The sequence below is a fragment of the Allobosea sp. P2_B12 genome (genome assembly GCF_056404835.1).
The window spans coordinates 25407-41749 of record NZ_JBFUDG010000002.1; the positions used below are offsets into that span (position 1 = coordinate 25407).

At 66.8% G+C, this 16343-nt stretch carries 13 protein-coding genes; 6 read left to right on the forward strand and 7 right to left on the reverse strand.

Features of this window, described 5'->3' with window-relative positions; all coding sequences use genetic code 11:
• Window positions 1-178 precede the first annotated feature (178 nt).
• The 5 genes from AC1DYU_RS05330 to AC1DYU_RS05350 all read left to right on the forward strand — a co-directional run bounded on the left by AC1DYU_RS05330 (window position 179) and on the right by AC1DYU_RS05350 (window position 6026).
• A complete protein-coding gene (locus tag AC1DYU_RS05330) occupies window positions 179-1786 on the forward strand; it encodes an ABC transporter substrate-binding protein (RefSeq protein WP_476790730.1) in 1608 nt (535 codons plus the stop codon).
• 179 nt (window positions 1787-1965) lie between these two features.
• Complete coding sequence (locus AC1DYU_RS05335; protein ID WP_476790731.1) at window positions 1966-2997, forward strand: ABC transporter permease; 1032 nt, start codon at window positions 1966-1968, stop codon at window positions 2995-2997.
• Window positions 2994-3842, forward strand: a complete 849-nt coding sequence (locus AC1DYU_RS05340; protein WP_476790732.1) for an ABC transporter permease — start codon at window positions 2994-2996, stop codon at window positions 3840-3842. The genes AC1DYU_RS05335 and AC1DYU_RS05340 overlap by 4 nt, the downstream gene beginning before the upstream one ends.
• 4 nt (window positions 3843-3846) lie before the next feature.
• Entirely contained in the window at window positions 3847-5604 is a 1758-nt protein-coding gene (gene nikE, locus AC1DYU_RS05345) for a nickel ABC transporter ATP-binding protein NikE (RefSeq protein WP_476790733.1), read from the forward strand.
• 101 nt (window positions 5605-5705) lie between these two features.
• On the forward strand, window positions 5706-6026 hold the full coding sequence (locus tag AC1DYU_RS05350) for a hypothetical protein (RefSeq protein ID WP_476790734.1): 321 nt from the start codon (window positions 5706-5708) through the stop codon (window positions 6024-6026).
• Between the two features lie 114 nt (window positions 6027-6140).
• Here AC1DYU_RS05350 and AC1DYU_RS05355 read toward each other — a convergent pair whose 3' ends face one another.
• From AC1DYU_RS05355 to AC1DYU_RS05380, 6 genes are all read right to left on the reverse strand, one after another.
• Window positions 6141-7127: an OmpA family protein gene (locus AC1DYU_RS05355; RefSeq protein ID WP_476790735.1), complete on the reverse strand. Its 987-nt coding sequence runs from the start codon at window positions 7125-7127 to the stop codon at window positions 6141-6143.
• Window positions 7128-7305: 178 nt separating this feature from the next.
• Window positions 7306-8103 (reverse strand): 5-deoxy-glucuronate isomerase, encoded by a 798-nt coding sequence (iolB, locus tag AC1DYU_RS05360; RefSeq protein ID WP_476790736.1) that lies wholly within the window; start codon window positions 8101-8103, stop codon window positions 7306-7308.
• Between the two features lie 155 nt (window positions 8104-8258).
• Window positions 8259-9143 carry a myo-inosose-2 dehydratase gene (gene iolE / locus AC1DYU_RS05365; protein ID WP_476790737.1) on the reverse strand — a complete coding sequence of 295 codons (885 nt, stop codon included), beginning with the start codon at window positions 9141-9143 and terminating at the stop codon, window positions 8259-8261.
• A 161-nt stretch (window positions 9144-9304) separates the two neighbouring features.
• Window positions 9305-11155 carry a 3D-(3,5/4)-trihydroxycyclohexane-1,2-dione acylhydrolase (decyclizing) gene (iolD, locus tag AC1DYU_RS05370; protein ID WP_476790738.1) on the reverse strand — a complete coding sequence of 617 codons (1851 nt, stop codon included), beginning with the start codon at window positions 11153-11155 and terminating at the stop codon, window positions 9305-9307.
• Between the two features lie 172 nt (window positions 11156-11327).
• A complete protein-coding gene (locus tag AC1DYU_RS05375; RefSeq protein ID WP_476790739.1) occupies window positions 11328-13262 on the reverse strand; it encodes a bifunctional 5-dehydro-2-deoxygluconokinase/5-dehydro-2-deoxyphosphogluconate aldolase in 1935 nt (644 codons plus the stop codon).
• A gap of 123 nt (window positions 13263-13385) precedes the next feature.
• Window positions 13386-14249 carry a MurR/RpiR family transcriptional regulator gene (locus tag AC1DYU_RS05380; RefSeq protein WP_476790740.1) on the reverse strand — a complete coding sequence of 288 codons (864 nt, stop codon included), beginning with the start codon at window positions 14247-14249 and terminating at the stop codon, window positions 13386-13388.
• Between the two features lie 226 nt (window positions 14250-14475).
• Between AC1DYU_RS05380 and AC1DYU_RS05385 the strand changes: the two genes are divergently transcribed.
• Window positions 14476-15222, forward strand: coding sequence for an aspartate/glutamate racemase family protein (locus AC1DYU_RS05385; protein WP_476790741.1), 747 nt, complete (start codon window positions 14476-14478; stop codon window positions 15220-15222).
• Between the two features lie 166 nt (window positions 15223-15388).
• Here the strand turns inward: AC1DYU_RS05385 and AC1DYU_RS05390 are convergent, their stop codons facing one another.
• Window positions 15389-16192, reverse strand: coding sequence for an SDR family NAD(P)-dependent oxidoreductase (locus tag AC1DYU_RS05390; RefSeq protein ID WP_476790742.1), 804 nt, complete (start codon window positions 16190-16192; stop codon window positions 15389-15391).
• Between the last annotated feature and the right edge of the window lie 151 nt (window positions 16193-16343).

Sequence of the window (16343 nt, forward strand, 5' to 3'; positions counted from 1 at the left end):
GATCGCGTCTCGAAGGATGGTTCAGGAGGCTCCCGAACCAGCTGGAGCATCCTTCGAGACGCCGCGTGCCGCGGCTCCTCAGGATGAGGGCTGAGAGGGCACATGGCACCACGCTTGCATCCTGTCCCGTTCGGAACCAACCTGTCGATCGCGTTCAAAAAACAATGAGGGGAAAAGCATGACCATCGTACGGACGGCCTGCCTTGCGGTGGCGCTCCTGGCCTCGACGGCCCTGCCGGCGCTGGCCCAGACCCGCGCCGAGACGCTGCGCCATGTCACCGGCGCCGCGATCAACACGCTCGACCCCAACATCCCCGGCTCGACCCGCGAGGCCTTCGGCCTGTCGCTTCTGACCTATGACCGCCTGCTCTCCTTCGGCAAGAAGCAGCTCGACGGCAAATGGGTCTTCGATCTCGACAGCTTCAAGCCGGAGCTCGCCGAGAGCTACACGGTCAGCCCCGACGGGCTGAAGATCACCTTCAAGCTGCGCCAGGACGCCAAGTTCCATGACGGTACGCCGGTCACGGCCGATGACGTCAAGTGGTCGCTCGACCGCGCCGTCACCGCCAATGTGCTCGGCAAGGGCCAGCTCCTGACGGGATCGCTGACCTCGGCCGACCAGTTCAAGGTGATCGACGCCCACACCTTCGAGGTGACGCTCCCCAAGCCCGACAAGCTCGCGCTCGCCAACCTCGCCGTGGTCTATCCGGTGATCTTCAACTCCAAGCTCGCCAAGTCGAAGGCCACGGCGGAAGACCCCTGGGCGCTGGCTTGGCTGAAGGAGAACACCGCCGGCTCCGGCGCCTATATCATCGAGAGCTTCAAGCCCGGCGAGACCACGATCCTGCGCCGCAACCCCGACTGGAATCGCGGCTCGGCCGAGAAGCCCGCGAGCTTCAAGCGCATCATCACCCAGACCATTCCCGAGGCCGCGACCCGCGCCAATCTCGTCGAGAAGGGCGATGCCGACATCGTCATCGACCTGCAGGCGACGGATGCCGCCGAGCTGGAGAAGAAGGGCAAGCTCAAGGTCATCTCGACGCCGCAGTACAACTCGATCACCTTCGTCTCGTTCAACAACCAGACGCCGCCCTTCGACAAGCTCGAGGTGCGCAAGGCGATCGCCTATGCGCTGCCCTATGACGACATGTTCAAGGCGGCGCTGTTTGGGCGCGGCGCGGCGCTCTACGGCGCCAACTGGGCGGACGGCAAGGCGCCGACCGGCGCGACCTTCCCGATCCCGCAGCCGCTGAAGACCGATCTCACCGAGGCCAAGAAGCTGCTGACGGCGGCGGGTTTCCCCGAGGGCTTTTCGACCACCTTCTCGTTCAATGTCGGGCAGGCCGGCACGGCCGAGCCGATGGCGGCGCTGCTGAAGGAATCGCTCGCCAAGATCGGCATCAAGGTCGAGATCCAGAAGCTGCCGGACGCGCAGATGTCGACGCTGATCAACGAGAAGAAGGTGCCGTTCTTCACCGAGGGCATCGTCGCCTGGCTGCCCTCGATGGATTACTTCTACCGCAACTTCTACATCGGCCCGATCCGCTGGAATTATTCGTCGCTGAATGACGAAAAGATCACGGAATGGGCGCAGGCGGCTCGTTTCGAGCCGGACATGGCGAAATACGCCGCGCTGGGCAAGGACCTGAATATGCGGCATTTCGAGCTGATGCCGCAAATCCCACTCTGGCAGCCCTCGCAGGACGCGGTGATGGCGTCCTCGATCGACGGCTACGTCTATCAGTTCCACCGGCAGATCGATTTTCGCGATCTGAGCCGGAAGTGATGAGCCTCCGCCACTGACACCGAACCACCTGCCGTCATCCCGGGCGCAGCGCAGCGAAGACCCGGGATCCATGCCTGACCATTTCGGGATAGGCTCCGGCATGGATCCCGGATCGGCGCGGCTTCGCCGCTTGTCCGGGATGACGGCGCGGGTTTGAAGCAGGGCGAGCGAGACAACTGATGTCCCAACTCTCCACCACCGCGAAACGGGCCGGCTGGCGCTTCGCCTCGTCGCTGCCGGCGCTGTTTGGCGTGCTGGTTTTCACCTTCCTGCTGATGCGCGTGCTGCCGGGCGATCCGGCGGTGTTCTTTGCGTCTGGCCCCAGCGCCGGCAAGGAGGAGATCGCGATGATCCGCCAGCAGATGGGGCTCGACAAGCCGGTGCCGGAGCAACTCGTGCGTTATCTTGGCGATATCGGCTCGGGCAATCTCGGCCGCTCGCTGACGACCGGGCAGCCGGTGCTGGCCGATCTCAAATCGCGGCTGCCGGCTTCGCTGGAGCTCACTTTCACGGCCCTGCTGATCGCCCTCCTGACCGCGATTCCGCTCGGCGTCGCGGCGGCGCTGCGGCAGGGCTCGTGGATCGACCATGTCGTGCGCTTCATCTGCGCGCTCGGGGTCTGCGTGCCGACCTTCGTCTCGGGGCTGCTGCTGATCTATGCCTTCTACTACCTGCTGGGGATCGCGCCCGACCCGACCGGCCGCGTCGATATCTTCACCTCGCAGCCGCCGCGGGTGACTGGCTTCCTGCTGATCGATTTCGCTGTTGCCGGCGACTGGGAGGGTTGGCGCGCCGCTGCCTCGCAGCTCGTGTTGCCGGCCTTCACCATGGCGCTGTTCGTGGTCGCGCCGCTGGCGCGGATCACGCGCGCCGCGATGCTTGCCTCGCTCGGCAGCGATTTCGTGAGAACGGCGCGCTCGCTCGGCCTGCCGCCGCGCAAGGTCATCGTCACCTATGCGCTGCGCAACGCGCTTCTGCCGGTGCTGACCATTGCCGGCATCGTGTTCTCGACCATGCTGGGCGCCAATGTGCTGGTCGAGAAGGTGTTCTCGTGGCCCGGCGTCGCCTCGTACGCGCTCGATGCGCTGCTCGCCTCGGACTATGCGCCGGTGCAGGGCTTCGTGCTGCTGATGGCCTCGATCTTCGTCGTGGTGAACCTGACGGTAGACGTGCTCTACGGCATCGCCGATCCCAGGGTGTCGGTGGAATGACCTCCGCAACCCTCCGCCACACCGTCTGGATCCTGCGCGGGAACCCGGTGACGGCCATTGCGGCCGCCGGCGCGTTCATCCTGTGCCTGCTGGCGATCATCGGCCCGTGGATCGTGCCGTTCGATCCGATCGCATCCGACGTGCCCAACGCGCTGCAGCCGCCGAGCGCAAAGTACTGGGCCGGGACCGACCAGCTTGGCCGCGACGTGTTCAGCCGGCTGATCGTGGCGGCGCGGCTCGACCTCGCCATCGCTGCCTCGGCGGTGACCTTGTCGTTTGCGCTCGGCGCGGTGGTCGGGGCGCTGTGCGGCTATACCGGCGGCCGGCTCGACCGCTATGTCGGGCGCTTCGTCGATGTGCTGATGGCATTTCCGCTGTTCGTGCTGGCGATGGCGATGGTGGCCGCACTCGGCAACCGGGTCGAGAACATCGTCATCGCGACTGCGATCATCAACCTGCCCTTTTATATCCGCTTCGCGCGGGCCGAGGTGAATGTGCGGCGAAATGCGGGGTGGGTGGAAGCTGCCCGCGCGTGCGGCGACAGCCATGTCTCGGTCGTGCTGCGCTTCCTTTTGCCCAATGTGCTGCCGGCGATGGCGGTGCAGGTCTCGCTCAATCTCGGCTGGGCGATCCTGAACGCGGCGGGCTTGTCCTTCATCGGGCTCGGCGTTTCCGCGCCGACGCCGGAATGGGGGATCATGGTCGCGGAGGGAGCGCGCTTCATCTCGACCGGGAAATGGTGGCTGGTCGCCTTTCCCGGTCTGGCGCTGATGCTGACCGTGCTGTGCTTCAACCTGCTCGGCGACGGCCTGCGCGACATCCTCGACCCGCGCATGCGGACGTGAACGCATGACCATGGCTGAAGGCGGGCCGCTGCTCGCGATCGAGGATCTGCATGTGACCTTCTCGACCCGGCGCGGGCTGGTCGAGGCCGTGCGCGGCGTGTCGTTCTCGGTCGCCGCCGGCGAGACGCTTGGCGTCGTCGGTGAGAGCGGGTCCGGCAAATCCGTGACGGCCTTCGCGGTGACGCGTCTGCTCGACGCCTCGGGCCGCGTCAGCCAGGGCCGCATCCGCTTCGGCGGCGAGGACATCACCAAGGCTTCGTCGAAGCAGTTGCGCGCTCTGCACGGCGCGGCAATCTCGATGATCTTCCAGAACCCGCGCGGCGCGCTGAACCCGATCCGCACGGTCGGCCAACAGATTGCTGATGCGCTCAGTGCGCATGAGCGCATCTCGGCGGGCGAGGGCCGGGCGCGGGCGCTCGATCTGCTCAAGGCGGTGCTGATCCGCGATCCCGAGCAGCGCCTCGACGCCTATCCGCATGAATTGTCGGGCGGCATGTGCCAGCGCGTCATGATCGCCATGGCGATCGCCTGCGCGCCCAAGCTCCTGATCGCCGACGAGCCGACCACGGGTCTCGACGTCACCACGCAGAAGACGGTGATGGACCTGCTCTCGAAGATCACCGCCGAACGCGGCATGGCGATGATCCTGATCACGCATGATCTCGGCCTCGCCTCGCGCTACTGCCAGCGCGTCTGCGTGATGGAGCAGGGCAAGGTCGTCGAGGAGGCGCAGCCGCTCTCGCTGTTCAGCGCGCCGCAGCACGCCTATACGCGCCGCCTCGTCGCCGCCTCGCCGACCGCGACCTCGACGATTGCTGACCTCGCGCCTGAGACCCTCAGCCCTCATCCTGAGGAGGCCGCGTCAGCGGCCGTCTCGAAGGATGCTCCAGTGCGCTCTGAAACATCCTTCGAGACGAAGCCTGCGGCTTCTCCTCAGGATGAGGGCTCGGGTGGGGAATCGAAAAAGCGCGCGCCCGGCACGCCGCTGCTGCTCGAGGTCCAGAACCTCGTGAAGCGCTATGACCGCGGCGTCGTCGCGGTGAACGATGTCTCGTTTGCGATCCGGGCCGGCGAGAGCCTCGGTCTCGTCGGTGAATCCGGCTCGGGTAAGAGCACGATCTCGCGGCTGGTTTGCCGGCTGATCGATGCCAGCGAGGGCGAGATCCTGTTCGACGGGCAGGCGATCGGCACGCTGCCGGCGCGCGATTTCCACCGTTCGGCGTTCCGGAAAGATATCCAGATCGTCTTCCAGGACCCGACCGACAGCCTCAACCCGCGCTTCAGCGCCTTCGACTGCATCGCCCATCCGCTGCGCCGCCTGCTCGGCATGAAGGACGGCGCGGCGCTGACCGCCCGCGTCAGCGAATGCGCCGAGCGTGCCGGCCTGCCGAGCGGATTGCTGGAACGCTTCCCGCATCAGCTTTCGGGCGGGCAGAAGGCGCGTGTCGGCATTGCGCGGGCGATCGCCTGCCGCCCGCGCCTGCTCATCCTCGACGAGCCGACGGCGGCGCTCGACGTCTCCGTGCAGGCGGTGATCCTGCAACTGCTCGACAGGCTCAGGCGCGAGGACGATCTGGCGCTGCTCTTCGTCAGCCACGATCTCAACGTCGTCAGGATGATGTGCGAGCGCACGGTGGTGATGCAGAACGGCCGAATCGTCGAGCAGGGCGAGAGCCTGGCACTGTTCGGCGCGCCGCAGACCGATTATGCGCGCACGCTGCTGGAAGCCGTGCTGCATTTGGGTGGGCCGACGGCACGCTGAGGTTCGGCGCATCGAGATTCGGTTGGCGCAGCCTTGAATTTGCGGCAAAGCGGTCGATCATGGCGCCTGCCGCTTTTGCCATCATTCGAGGACAGTTCCCGATGCCACGACATCTCCTGCTGCCCGCCTTGATGATGCTGGCCCCGGTGCTGGGCGCCTGTGCGATCGCGACCTCGCGTTCGAACATCGTGGTGTTGACCGACAACAAGGCGGTGATCGAGCCCTGCACCAAGCTCGGCGAGATCGATGGCGCCGCCGAGCTCCATTCGATCCTGGTGCTCGACAAGGCGCGCGATGCGACGATCGCGCGGCTGAAGATCCGGGCCGCCGATCTGGGCGGAACGCATGTCTTCACCACGGTCGCCGACATCAAATGGAAGGGGCCGTCGACTGCCGGCACGGTGTACAAATGCGGGACGTGAAGGGGCCGACGCGTCATCATGGTCGGGCTTGACCCGACCGTCTCGTGACGAGCTAGCCAATCGGTCATGAGATCCTCGGGGCAAGCCCGAGAATGACGCCTTTGCTCAGGCCGCTCAGCGCCGGACCAGCTCGACCCTGCGGTTGAGGGCGCGGCCGGCTTCGTCGGCGTTGGAGGCGACGGGCTGGTCGAGGCCCTTGCCGAGCGGGTTCAGCCGGGCGCGGTCGATATTATAGCGCAGCGACAATTCGGCGACGACCGAGAAGGCGCGCATGTCCGACAGCTTGAGGTTGTAGCCCGCCCCGCCGTGGTTGTCGGTGTGGCCGACGACATCGAGCTTGAGGGCCGGATTCCTGGTCAGAAGCTCAGCGATGGCGGCGAGCTGCGGCTGCGATTCCGGTTTGACCTCGGCCTTGTTGAAGTCGAACAGGATGCCGTAGACATTGGTGCGGCCCTTGTCGTTCAGGTCTCGGCCGAGCTGGCTCGCATCTGTGACCTTGATCATGCCGGTGTCCATCTTGCCGGTCTCGATGATCCGGGCGATCACGACGCGGCCGCGGTTGGCATCGTCGGAAAAGGCCAGGCTGGCATGGACGACGCCGCCCGGCCGGTTCAGCCGGGCATAGAGATAGCGGCCATTGCCGTTGCCGAAATAGTTGCGGACGACATCGCCGAGCTGGAGCTTGGGCATGTCGGTCTTGCCGTCGAGCGCCAGACCGAGGAAGATGCCGGGATAGCCTTGGCCTTCGGTGAAGCAGTTGCCGGCTTCCGTCGAGCAGGTGAAGGCGATCTCGAAGCCGTTGTTCTTCAGGCTCGCTTCGTAATTGCGCAGTGCCTCCAGGCTCGAGCGGCCGTCCGGCAGCCTGTAGTAGAGCGTCGTGACCTTGCCCTCGACCAGGGTCCAGCCCGGCCCCTGCTGCTCCGTCTTGGTGCGCTCGTCGAAGGGGCCGGTGATGATGCGGGCTTCGTCATAGGCATCGACCTTGTAGCCGACCTGCTTCGAGTCGGCGTAGCGGCCGAGCAGGGGATGGTCCTGGGAGGAAGCCGCGACCGGCGCGAGCCATGACAGCGCGAAGGCAAGCAGAAGAGAGGTTGTCTTCATCGGAGTTTCCGCATGCTTGCGGGACGGCCGCCTGCGACCTCAAACGGCGTCCCGAACTTGAGCTGCGGCGACGATGGCAAGGGTGCCCGCCCCTCGCATCATTCATTTGGGGGAGCAGGGTTTGTCGCGCCGGTCTGAGGAGCCCCTTAGGATGAGGGCTCAATTGTGGCCCGGCTTCTCAGAGCTTCATCAGCCACTCATGCTCGGGCGCATTGTGGAATTTCCAGATCCGCTTCGGCCCGGCCATGACGTTGAGATAATAGAGGTCGTAGCCATGGCAGGTGGCGCAGGGGTGGTAGCCCCTCGGCACCAGCACGACGTCGCCATCCTCGATCGCCATGGCTTCGTCGAGGCTGCGGTCGTCGGTGTAGACGCGCTGGAAGCCGAAGCCCTGCGGCGGGTTGAGCCGGTGGTAATAGGTCTCTTCCAGATAGGATTCGCGCGGCAGGTCGTCCTGGTCGTGCTTGTGCGGCGGGTAGCTCGAGGTGTTGCCGGCCGGCGTGATCACCTCGACCACGAGCAGCGAATCCGCTGGCTCGGTCTCCGGCAGGATATTGGTGACGTGGCGGGTGTTGCTGCCCTTGCCGCGCACCTCCTGGCCGAGATCGTCGGGGGCGATGACGCGCACCGGCAGGCCGCCGCTTCGGCCGGGCGCTGTACAGACCGCGAGTTCGAGATCGGTCGTGGCGGTGACCGACCAGTCCGAGCCCTGCGGGACATAGACCGACCAGGGCTTGCCCTCGAAGGGCGACATGCGCTGGCCGAGTTCGCCCAGAGCCTGCCCGCCAGCCGTGACCTCGCCCTTGCCGGTGACGAAGACGAGGCAGGCCTCGCGATCGCCGGTTGCGGCGGAGACCGTCTCGCCCGACTTCAGGCGATGCAGATCGAAACCGACATAGGTCCAGCCGGCACTCTGCGGCGTGACATGGCTGACATGGCCATGGACGCCATTGGGCTTGATCAGGAGGTGGGACACGGGTCTTCCTTCGAAGCGTTTTCAAACTCAGCCCTCATCCTGAGGAGCGCTCGTAGAGCGCGTCTCGAAGGATGCTCCAGATGCTTCCGCAACCTCCTGGACCATCCTTCGAGACGCCGCTTCTCGGCTCCTCAGGATGAGGGCTGTGGATGGGATCAGCCCAACTCCGCTTCCTTGATGAAGCGCGTCAGGTTGGCGTGACCGAGTTTCGCGTACGTCGCCGGCTCCGCCTTCTTCGGGTCCTGCTCGGCCTCGACCACGATCCAGCCGGAATAGCCCTGAAGCTCCCGGAGCACGCGGACATAGTCGATCAGGCCGTCGCCCGGCACGGTGTAGACGCCGGCGAGCACGGATTCGAGGAAGGACCAGTCCTCCTTGTTGGAGCGCCACATCACATCCTCGCGGATGTCCTTGCAGTGGACATGGTGGATGCGCGGCTTCCAGTGGCGGGCGATGCGGGCCGGGTCGCCGCCGCCCCAGGTGGCGTGGCCGGTGTCGAGCAGGAGGCCGACGGGCTCGCCCGTGACGGCCATGAAGCGGTCGATCTCGGACTCGGTCTGCACGACCGTACCCATATGGTGGTGGTAGACGAGCTGCAGGCCGTATTCGGCCTTCAGGCTTTCAGCAAAATGGGTGTAGCGCGCGCCGAAATCGGCCCAGCCTGCCTTGGCCAGCACCGGACGGGCCGAGAGCGGCACGGCGATGTCGGAATGGATCGCATTCGAGGTTTCGGCCGCGATCAGCACCGAGCAGCCCATGTCGCGTAGCAGGGTCGCGTGGGGTTTGACCGCGGCCATCTCGGCGGCGACGTCGCGGATCAGCAGTTCGGTCGAATACCAGCCGGAGACCAGCGCGTGGCCATGGGCGTCGAGGATGGGCTTGAGCTTGCTCGCCTCGCGCGGAAACTTGTTGCCGAGCTCCATGCCGGTGAAGCCGGCGGTGCGGGCCTCGCTCAGGCAGGTTTCGAGCGGGGTGTCGCCGCCGATCTCCAGCATGTCGTCATTCGACCAGCCGATGGGGTTCGCGCCGATGCGGATCATGTCGTTGTTCCTTCAATCAATCTCAGCCCTCATCCTGAGGAGCGCTTCGCAGAAGCGCGTCTCGAAGGATGTTCCAGAGGCGTCGGAGCTGACTGGAGCATCCTTCGAGACGCTGCCTTCGGCAGGCTCCTCAGGATGAGGGCTCGAAAACAAATCTCAGTTCACTCACCGACGCGCTGCCTCTTCCGGCTTGTCTCGTAATTCGCCCGTGCCGCGCGCACCTGCGCCCGCTCGCTGACCTCCGGCACCGCGACATCCCACCAGGTGCCGCCGGCCTCCGTCGAGATCAGCGGATCGGTGTCGATGACGATGACGGTCGTGCGCGGATTGCTCTTCGCCTGCGCCAGCGCGGTTTCCAGTTCGGCGATCGAGGCGGCTTTGGTCGCGATGGCGCCAAGGCTCGCGGCATGGGCGACGAAGTCGATCTGCGGCAGAGTCTCGTGGCGGGCGTCCTTGAGGAGGTTGTTGAAGGAGGCGCTGCCCGTGGCGTTCTGGAGGCGGTTGATGCAGCCATAGCCGCGATTGTCGAGCAGGACGATGGTGAGCTTCAGGCCCAGCATCACCGAGGTCGCGATCTCGGAATTCAGCATCAGATAGGAGCCGTCGCCGAGCATGACCACGACCTCGGTGTCGGGCCGCGCCATCTTGGCGCCTAAGCCCCCGGCGATCTCGTAGCCCATGCAGGAGAAGCCGTATTCGCCGTGATAGGAGCCGGGCGGGCCGGCCTGCCAGAGCTTGTGCAACTCGCCGGGAAGGCCGCCCGCCGCATGCAGCAGGATGATGTCGGAGCCGAGCGTTCTCTGGACCGCGCCGATGACCTGCGCGTCCGAGGGCGGGGCGGCGTTGGTCGCGGCGGTGACAGCATCGGCGGCCTTGCGCCAGTCGGCCTTGCCGGTCTTTGCGTTGTCCGTCCAGCTTTCCGGCGCCTGCCAGTTGCCGAGCGCGGCGAAGAGTTCGGTCAGGCCCTCACGGGCGTCGGCGACAACAGGCAAGGCGCGATGCTTGCCGGCGTCGAAGGGCTGAACGTTGAGGCCTATCAGCGTCTTGTCGGTAGCGCCGAACAGGGCCCAGGAGCCGGTGGTGAAATCCTGCAGGCGCGTACCGACGGCGAGGATGACGTCGGCCTCGGCGGCGAGCCGGTTGGCGGCCGTGGTGCCGGTGACGCCGACGGCGGCCATGTTGAGCGGGGCGTTGTCGGGGAGCGCGGACTTGCCGCCTTGCGTCTCGCAGACCGGGATGCCGGTCGCGGTCGAGAAGCGGGCGAGATCGTCGCAGGCGCCGGAATAGAGCACGCCGCCGCCGGCGATGATCAGCGGCTTCTTCGCTGTCTTGAGCGCTGCGGCTGCCGTTGTGAGCTCGCTCCGGTCCGGCCGCGGGCGGCGCGGGCACCAGAGGCGCTCCTCGAAGAAGCTCTCGGGATAGTCGTAGGCTTCCGCCTGCACGTCCTGGCAGAGCGCCAGCGTCACCGGGCCGCATTCGGCCGGGTCGGTCAGGACTTGCATGGCGCGGGCGAGCGCCGGGATGATCTGTTCGGGGCGGGTGATGCGGTCGAAATAGCGCGAGACCGGCCGGAAGCAGTCATTGGCCGAGACCGTGCCGTCGCCGAAGGCCTCGACCTGCTGGAGCACGGGGTCGGGGATGCGGTTGGCGAAGACGTCGCCCGGCAGCAGCAGCACGGGCAGGCGGTTGACATGGGCAAGCGCCGCGGCCGTGACGAGATTGGTCGCGCCGGGGCCGATCGAGGTCGTCGCGGCCATGAAGCGGCGGCGCATGTTGGCCTTGGCATAGGCGATCGCGGCATGGGCCATCGCCTGCTCGTTATGGGCGCGGAAGGTCGGCAGGCGCTCGCGCTCGTGCCAGAGCGCCTCGCCGAGGCCCGCGACATTGCCATGGCCGAAGATCGCCCAGATGCCGCCGATGATCGGCAGGCGATGGCCGTCGATTTCGGTGAACTGGCGGCTGAGGAAGCGCGTCAGCGCCTGCGCCATGGTGAGGCGGATGGTGGCGGTCATTTTGGATTCCGAATCTCTGCAGCATAACCAGATGTCATCCCGGGCGACCGAAGGGAGACCCGGGATCCATTCCGGAACCTCTCCGGCAAGCGTTCCGGAATGGATCCCGGATCGGCGCCGCTGACGCGGCTTGTCCGGGATGACCCGCGCTGGGCGATCGGCCGCATGGAAGCTATGCCGCCTTGCGGCCGCGCGTGGCAAGCCAGAGGCGGGTGAGCGCCTCGAAGCGCCGGGCCATGTCGGCGATGGCCGCCTCGTCGGTCAAGCTGCCCGACAGCCAGCCTTCGGCGGCGGTCATGAAGATGGTCCGGCCGACCGCGAAGCCCTTGACGATGGGGCTCGACGCAGTCGCGACGAAGCCGGCTTCGAGCTCCGCCTGTGGTGCGTCGAGGCCGAGCAGGAGCACGCCGCGGCACCAGGGATCGTTGTCGATGATGACGCCCTCGATCGCGGCCCAGGCAACGGGTGAGGCCTGCGGTTCGAGCTTCCACCAGTCCGGCTTGATGCCGAGCGCGTAAAGCTCCTGCATGGCGCGGGCGATGGTGTCGTCGCGCATTGGGCCGTTCTTGCTCGCGATGATCTCGATGAGCAATTCGCGGCCGACCTTGCGGGCGGCCTCGAACAAAGCGCGCAGCTTGTCCTGCTGGGCCTGCTTCAGCTCGGGCGCGTCGTCGGGGTGGTAGAAGCACAGCGCCTTGATGCAGTGGTCGACCGGCCATTCCGGCAGGAGCGACCCGATGTCCTGGCTGGTCTCGAAGCGCAGCGGCCGCGAGCCCGGCAGTTCGACCGGGCGGCCGAGCCAGGAGAAGGGGTGGCGGGCGAATTCGAACATCGCCTCGCGGCCATGGGTTTCGTCGAGCAGCATGCCGTAGCCCGGCCGGCCGGCGGCGACGCGGGCCGCGGCCTTGACGGCGAGCACCTTGAAATCGCGGATGCGGGCGGGATCGGCACCAACCTTCTGCGCAACGTCCTCCAGTTGCGAGCGATGGTCGCAGGCGAGCGCCATCAGCGAGGGGATGTCGCGGCGGCGCGTCGTCGCCCAGTGGACGTGATTGATCGCCTCGTCCTTGCGCAGGGCGCGATGCGAGCTGCCGTTCTTGAGGAAATACTGCAACTCCTCGAAGGTCGGGCTTTCCGGCGAGCAGAGCAGGCGCGAGACGGCGAAGGCGCCGCAGGCATTGGCCCAGGTCGCGGCGGTCTGCAGGGTCTCAGCCCCGAGCCAGCCGCGCAGGAAGCCGGACATGAAGGCATCGCCCGCGCCCAGCACATTGTAGACCTCGATCGGGAAGCCCTTGCCGATGATGCCGGCCTCGAGATCGTCGGAGATGTCGCCGTCATAGACGATGCAGCCCATCGGGCCGCGCTTGAGCACGATGGTGGCGGAAGACAGCGCGCGGATCGTCTTCAGGGCGGGCAAAAGCTCGCTCTCGCCGGATGCGATCAGGACCTCTTCCTCGGTGCCGACGATCAAATCGCAGTCCGGCAGCACCGTCTTCATCCGGGCCGAGACGTCAGCCGAGGCGATGTAGCGGGTGTCGCCTTCGGCATGGCCGGCCAATCCCCAGAGATTGGGGCGGTAGTCGATGTCGAGCACGACCTTGCCGCCCTGCGCCCGCATCAGGCGCATCGCCTTGCGCTGGGCGGCCTCGGTGTTGGGCTTCGCGAAATGGGTGCCGGTGACGACGACCGCGCGGGCAGTGGCGAGGAAGGCCGCGTCGACGTCGTCCTCCTCCAGCGCCATGTCGGCGCAGTTCTCGCGGTAGAACAGCAGTGGGAAGCTCTTGTCGTTCTCGACCGAGAGGATGGCGAGCGCGGTGAGGCGGGTCGGATCCGTCTTGAGTCCGTCGAGATTGACGCCCTCGCGGCCGAGTTGCTCGCGCAGGAAGCGGCCGAACTGCTCGTTGCCGACGCGGGTCAGCAGGGCCGAGCGCAGGCCGAGGCGGGCCGTGCCGATGGCGATATTGGCGGGGCAGCCGCCGACCGATTTGGCGAAGGAGGTGACGTCCTCGAGCTTTGAGCCGATCTGCTGGCCGTAGAGATCGACCGAGGCGCGGCCGATGGTGATGACGTCGAGCGCCTGCGATGGTCCGCCTTGCGATCCCGTCATATCGTCCTCCCGGCTGTCCATGCCCATGCCCCACCGGTTGCCCGATGGCTCCGGCGGTGTCGTGCTTATGAAATGATAATTCTACCGAACAGTCAATTCGGAACGTCTGTTCCTGATCGCCGTTCAGCCTCGGCGGTCCTTGCCGGGCTTGCGGTCGCGGCGGGCGTCGCCGATGCCCACGGCCAGCGCCATCGACAGGGCCATCGTCGCGGACAGCGTGCGGAAGCCGCCGAAATCGGCCTCCGCGACCTCGAACCAGATCCTGGCGAACTGGACCAGCGGCGAAAAGGCGCTGTCGGTGATGGCGATGACCGGGACATTGCGCTCGCAGAGCACGCGCGCCTCGTCGATCGTCTCCGCCGCATAGGGCGAGAAGCTGACCGCCAGCGCGATGTCCCGCTTCGTGGCGAAGGACAGGATCTCGGGGCTGAGACCCGCCGCCGATTCGACGAGCTGGTAGCGAACGCCGAGCTTGCCGAGCGCATAGGCCATGTAGCTCGCGACCGGGTAGGAGCGGCGCCGCGCGAGGATGTAGATCGTCTCGGCGCTGGCCAGCGCCGCAATGGCGCGGTCGAGGGCCGCTTCGTCGAGGGAGCGCGCCAGCAGGTCGAGCGAGGTGCCCGACGCGGTCAGGAAGCCTTCGAGGATGCGGTGGTTGGCGCCGTTGCCGCCGACATCGGCGCGAAGCTGGCTGAGGCGCTCCTCATAGCTCGAATTGCGCTCGCGCAGGCGCTCGCGGAACACCGTCTGCAGGCTGGTGAAGCCGTCGAAGCCGAGATGCTGGGCGAATCGCACCAGCGTCGAGGGCTGGACGCCGGCCGCGATCGCGATGCTGGCGGCGGTCCCGAAGGCGATCTCGTCGGGATTGTCGAGTGCGTAGGCCGCGACCTGGGCAATGCGTTTCGGCAGCGACTGGCGGCGGCTGAGGATCAGCGCCCTCAGCCCGTCGAAATCGCGCGGGAGCCCGGGGGCCGTCCCGTCATCCATCAGAATGCGTCTCCCGGTCTCCGGAATGTCCATTGCCGTTCTGGCAGCGCGGGCGGAATGGATCAAGTGTTCCATGGCTGGAATATCGCTCGCGGCCTCGGCGGCCTGTCCGAGCCGGCGGAGCCGGTTATGGCACGCAAGCTGCTACTCTCGCGCGCAAGCGTGGCACGGTGTCTGTCGTGGCGCGGACAGCCGGCACCGGCCGGCTCGCCATGGACGGTGACCGATGAAGATCCTGCTGCTCAACCCCAACACCAGCGAGAGCCTGACCACGCTCCTCGTCGACGCGGCCGCGCAGGTTGTCGCGCCGGGCACGGAGATCGTGCCGGCGACGGCGCCGCGCGGCGTGCCCTATATCTCGACGCGGGCGGAGGCGCAGATCGGCGGCGCGATCGCGCTGGAGATGCTGGCCGAGCAAGCGGGAAGCTATGACGCGGCGGTGATTGCCGCCTTCGGTGATCCCGGGTTGATGGCGGCGCGCGAATTGTTCGAGGTTCCGGTCGTCGGCATGGCGGAGGCGGCGATGCTGACCGCCTGCATGCTCGGGCGGCGCTTCGCCATCGTCACCTTCGCGACGGCGCTTGGGCCCTGGTACCAGGAATGCGTCGAGATGCATGGCATGGCCGATCGTTGCGCCGGCATCCGCATGCTGGACGGCGCCTTCCGCTCGATCTCCGATGTCCAGGAAGAGAAGGAGGAGCTGCTGGTGTCGCTCGCCAACGACGCTGTCGCGAGCACGCAGGCTGATGTGGTGATCCTGGCCGGCGCGCCGCTGGCGGGGCTCGCCGCGAAGGTACGCGAGCGCATCTCGGTGCCCGTGATCGACCAGGTCCAGGCAGCGGTGAAGCAGGCCGAGACGCTGGCGCTGCTGCGCCCGCTCAAGGCGCGCGAGGGCAGCTTCAGGCGGCCGGCGGGCAAGGAGAGCACGGGGTTGGCGGGGCCGCTGGCGGACTGGATCGCTCGGCGGGGGTGAGGCCAGAAACTGGCTCGGAACCTCGCCGTCATCCTGGACGAGCCGCGCAGCGGCGCAGCTCCGGGATCCATCAAAGGGCAATGTCGATCCCTATGATGGATCCCGGGACGACCTCCGGTCGCCCCAGGATGACGGCGTGTTTCAGAGCGTCAATTGAAGCCGAAACCTACCCCATGACCCCGATCGAGCATGTCTGGCCGCCATCGACGGGCAGGCAGACACCGGTGATGAACTTGGCCTCGTCGGAGGCCAGGAACACCGCCGCATTAGCGATGTCCCAGGCGGTGCCCATCTTGCCCATCGGCACCAGCGCGTCGCGGGCGGCGACCATTTCGTCGGCCGAGGCGTATTGCCCGGAAATCTGCTTGTAGATCATCGGCGTGTCGATCAGCCCGGGCATGATGCAGTTCGCCCGGATGCCCTGTCGGGCATATTGCATCGCGAGCGCGACCGTCGCCTGGTTCACCGCCGCCTTGGTGGCGTAATAGGCGAAATAAGGGTAGCCGACCCAGCGGATCGCGGCGATCGAGGAGATGTTGACGATCGCGCCGCCGCCGCCTGCCAGCATATGCGGGATGACGGCCTTGGAGCAGCGATAGACCGGGCCGAGATTGAGGTCGATCGCCGCCTTGAACTGCTCCTCGGAGAGTTCGACCGGCCCGCCCATATGGGTCACGCCGACATTGTTGTGCAGGATGTTGATGCGGCCGAAGCGCGTCATCGTGGCGGCGACGACGGCGTCGATCGAGGCTTGCTGCGTAACGTCCGCCGCCAGCGCGATGGCAACGCCGCCCTCGCCATTGATGATCGCGGCGGTCTCGTCGGCGGCTTCCTGGCTGATGTCGATGCAGGCGATGCGGGCGCCTTCGCGGGCATAGGCGACGGCCGCCGCCTTGCCGTTGCCCCAGCCTTCGCCGGAGGAGCCGGCGCCGAAGACGATGGCGATCTTGCCCTTGAGCCGGTCGGCCATGGTGCAGTCTTTCGTGTCGTGGTGGAACCGAGCCGTCATCCTGGGCGGCCGCAGGCCGTCCCGGGATCCATCATAGGGTGCCGACGTCGCCCTATGATGGATCCCGGAGCTGCGCCGCTACGCGGCTCGTCCAGGATGACGGCGCGGGTGT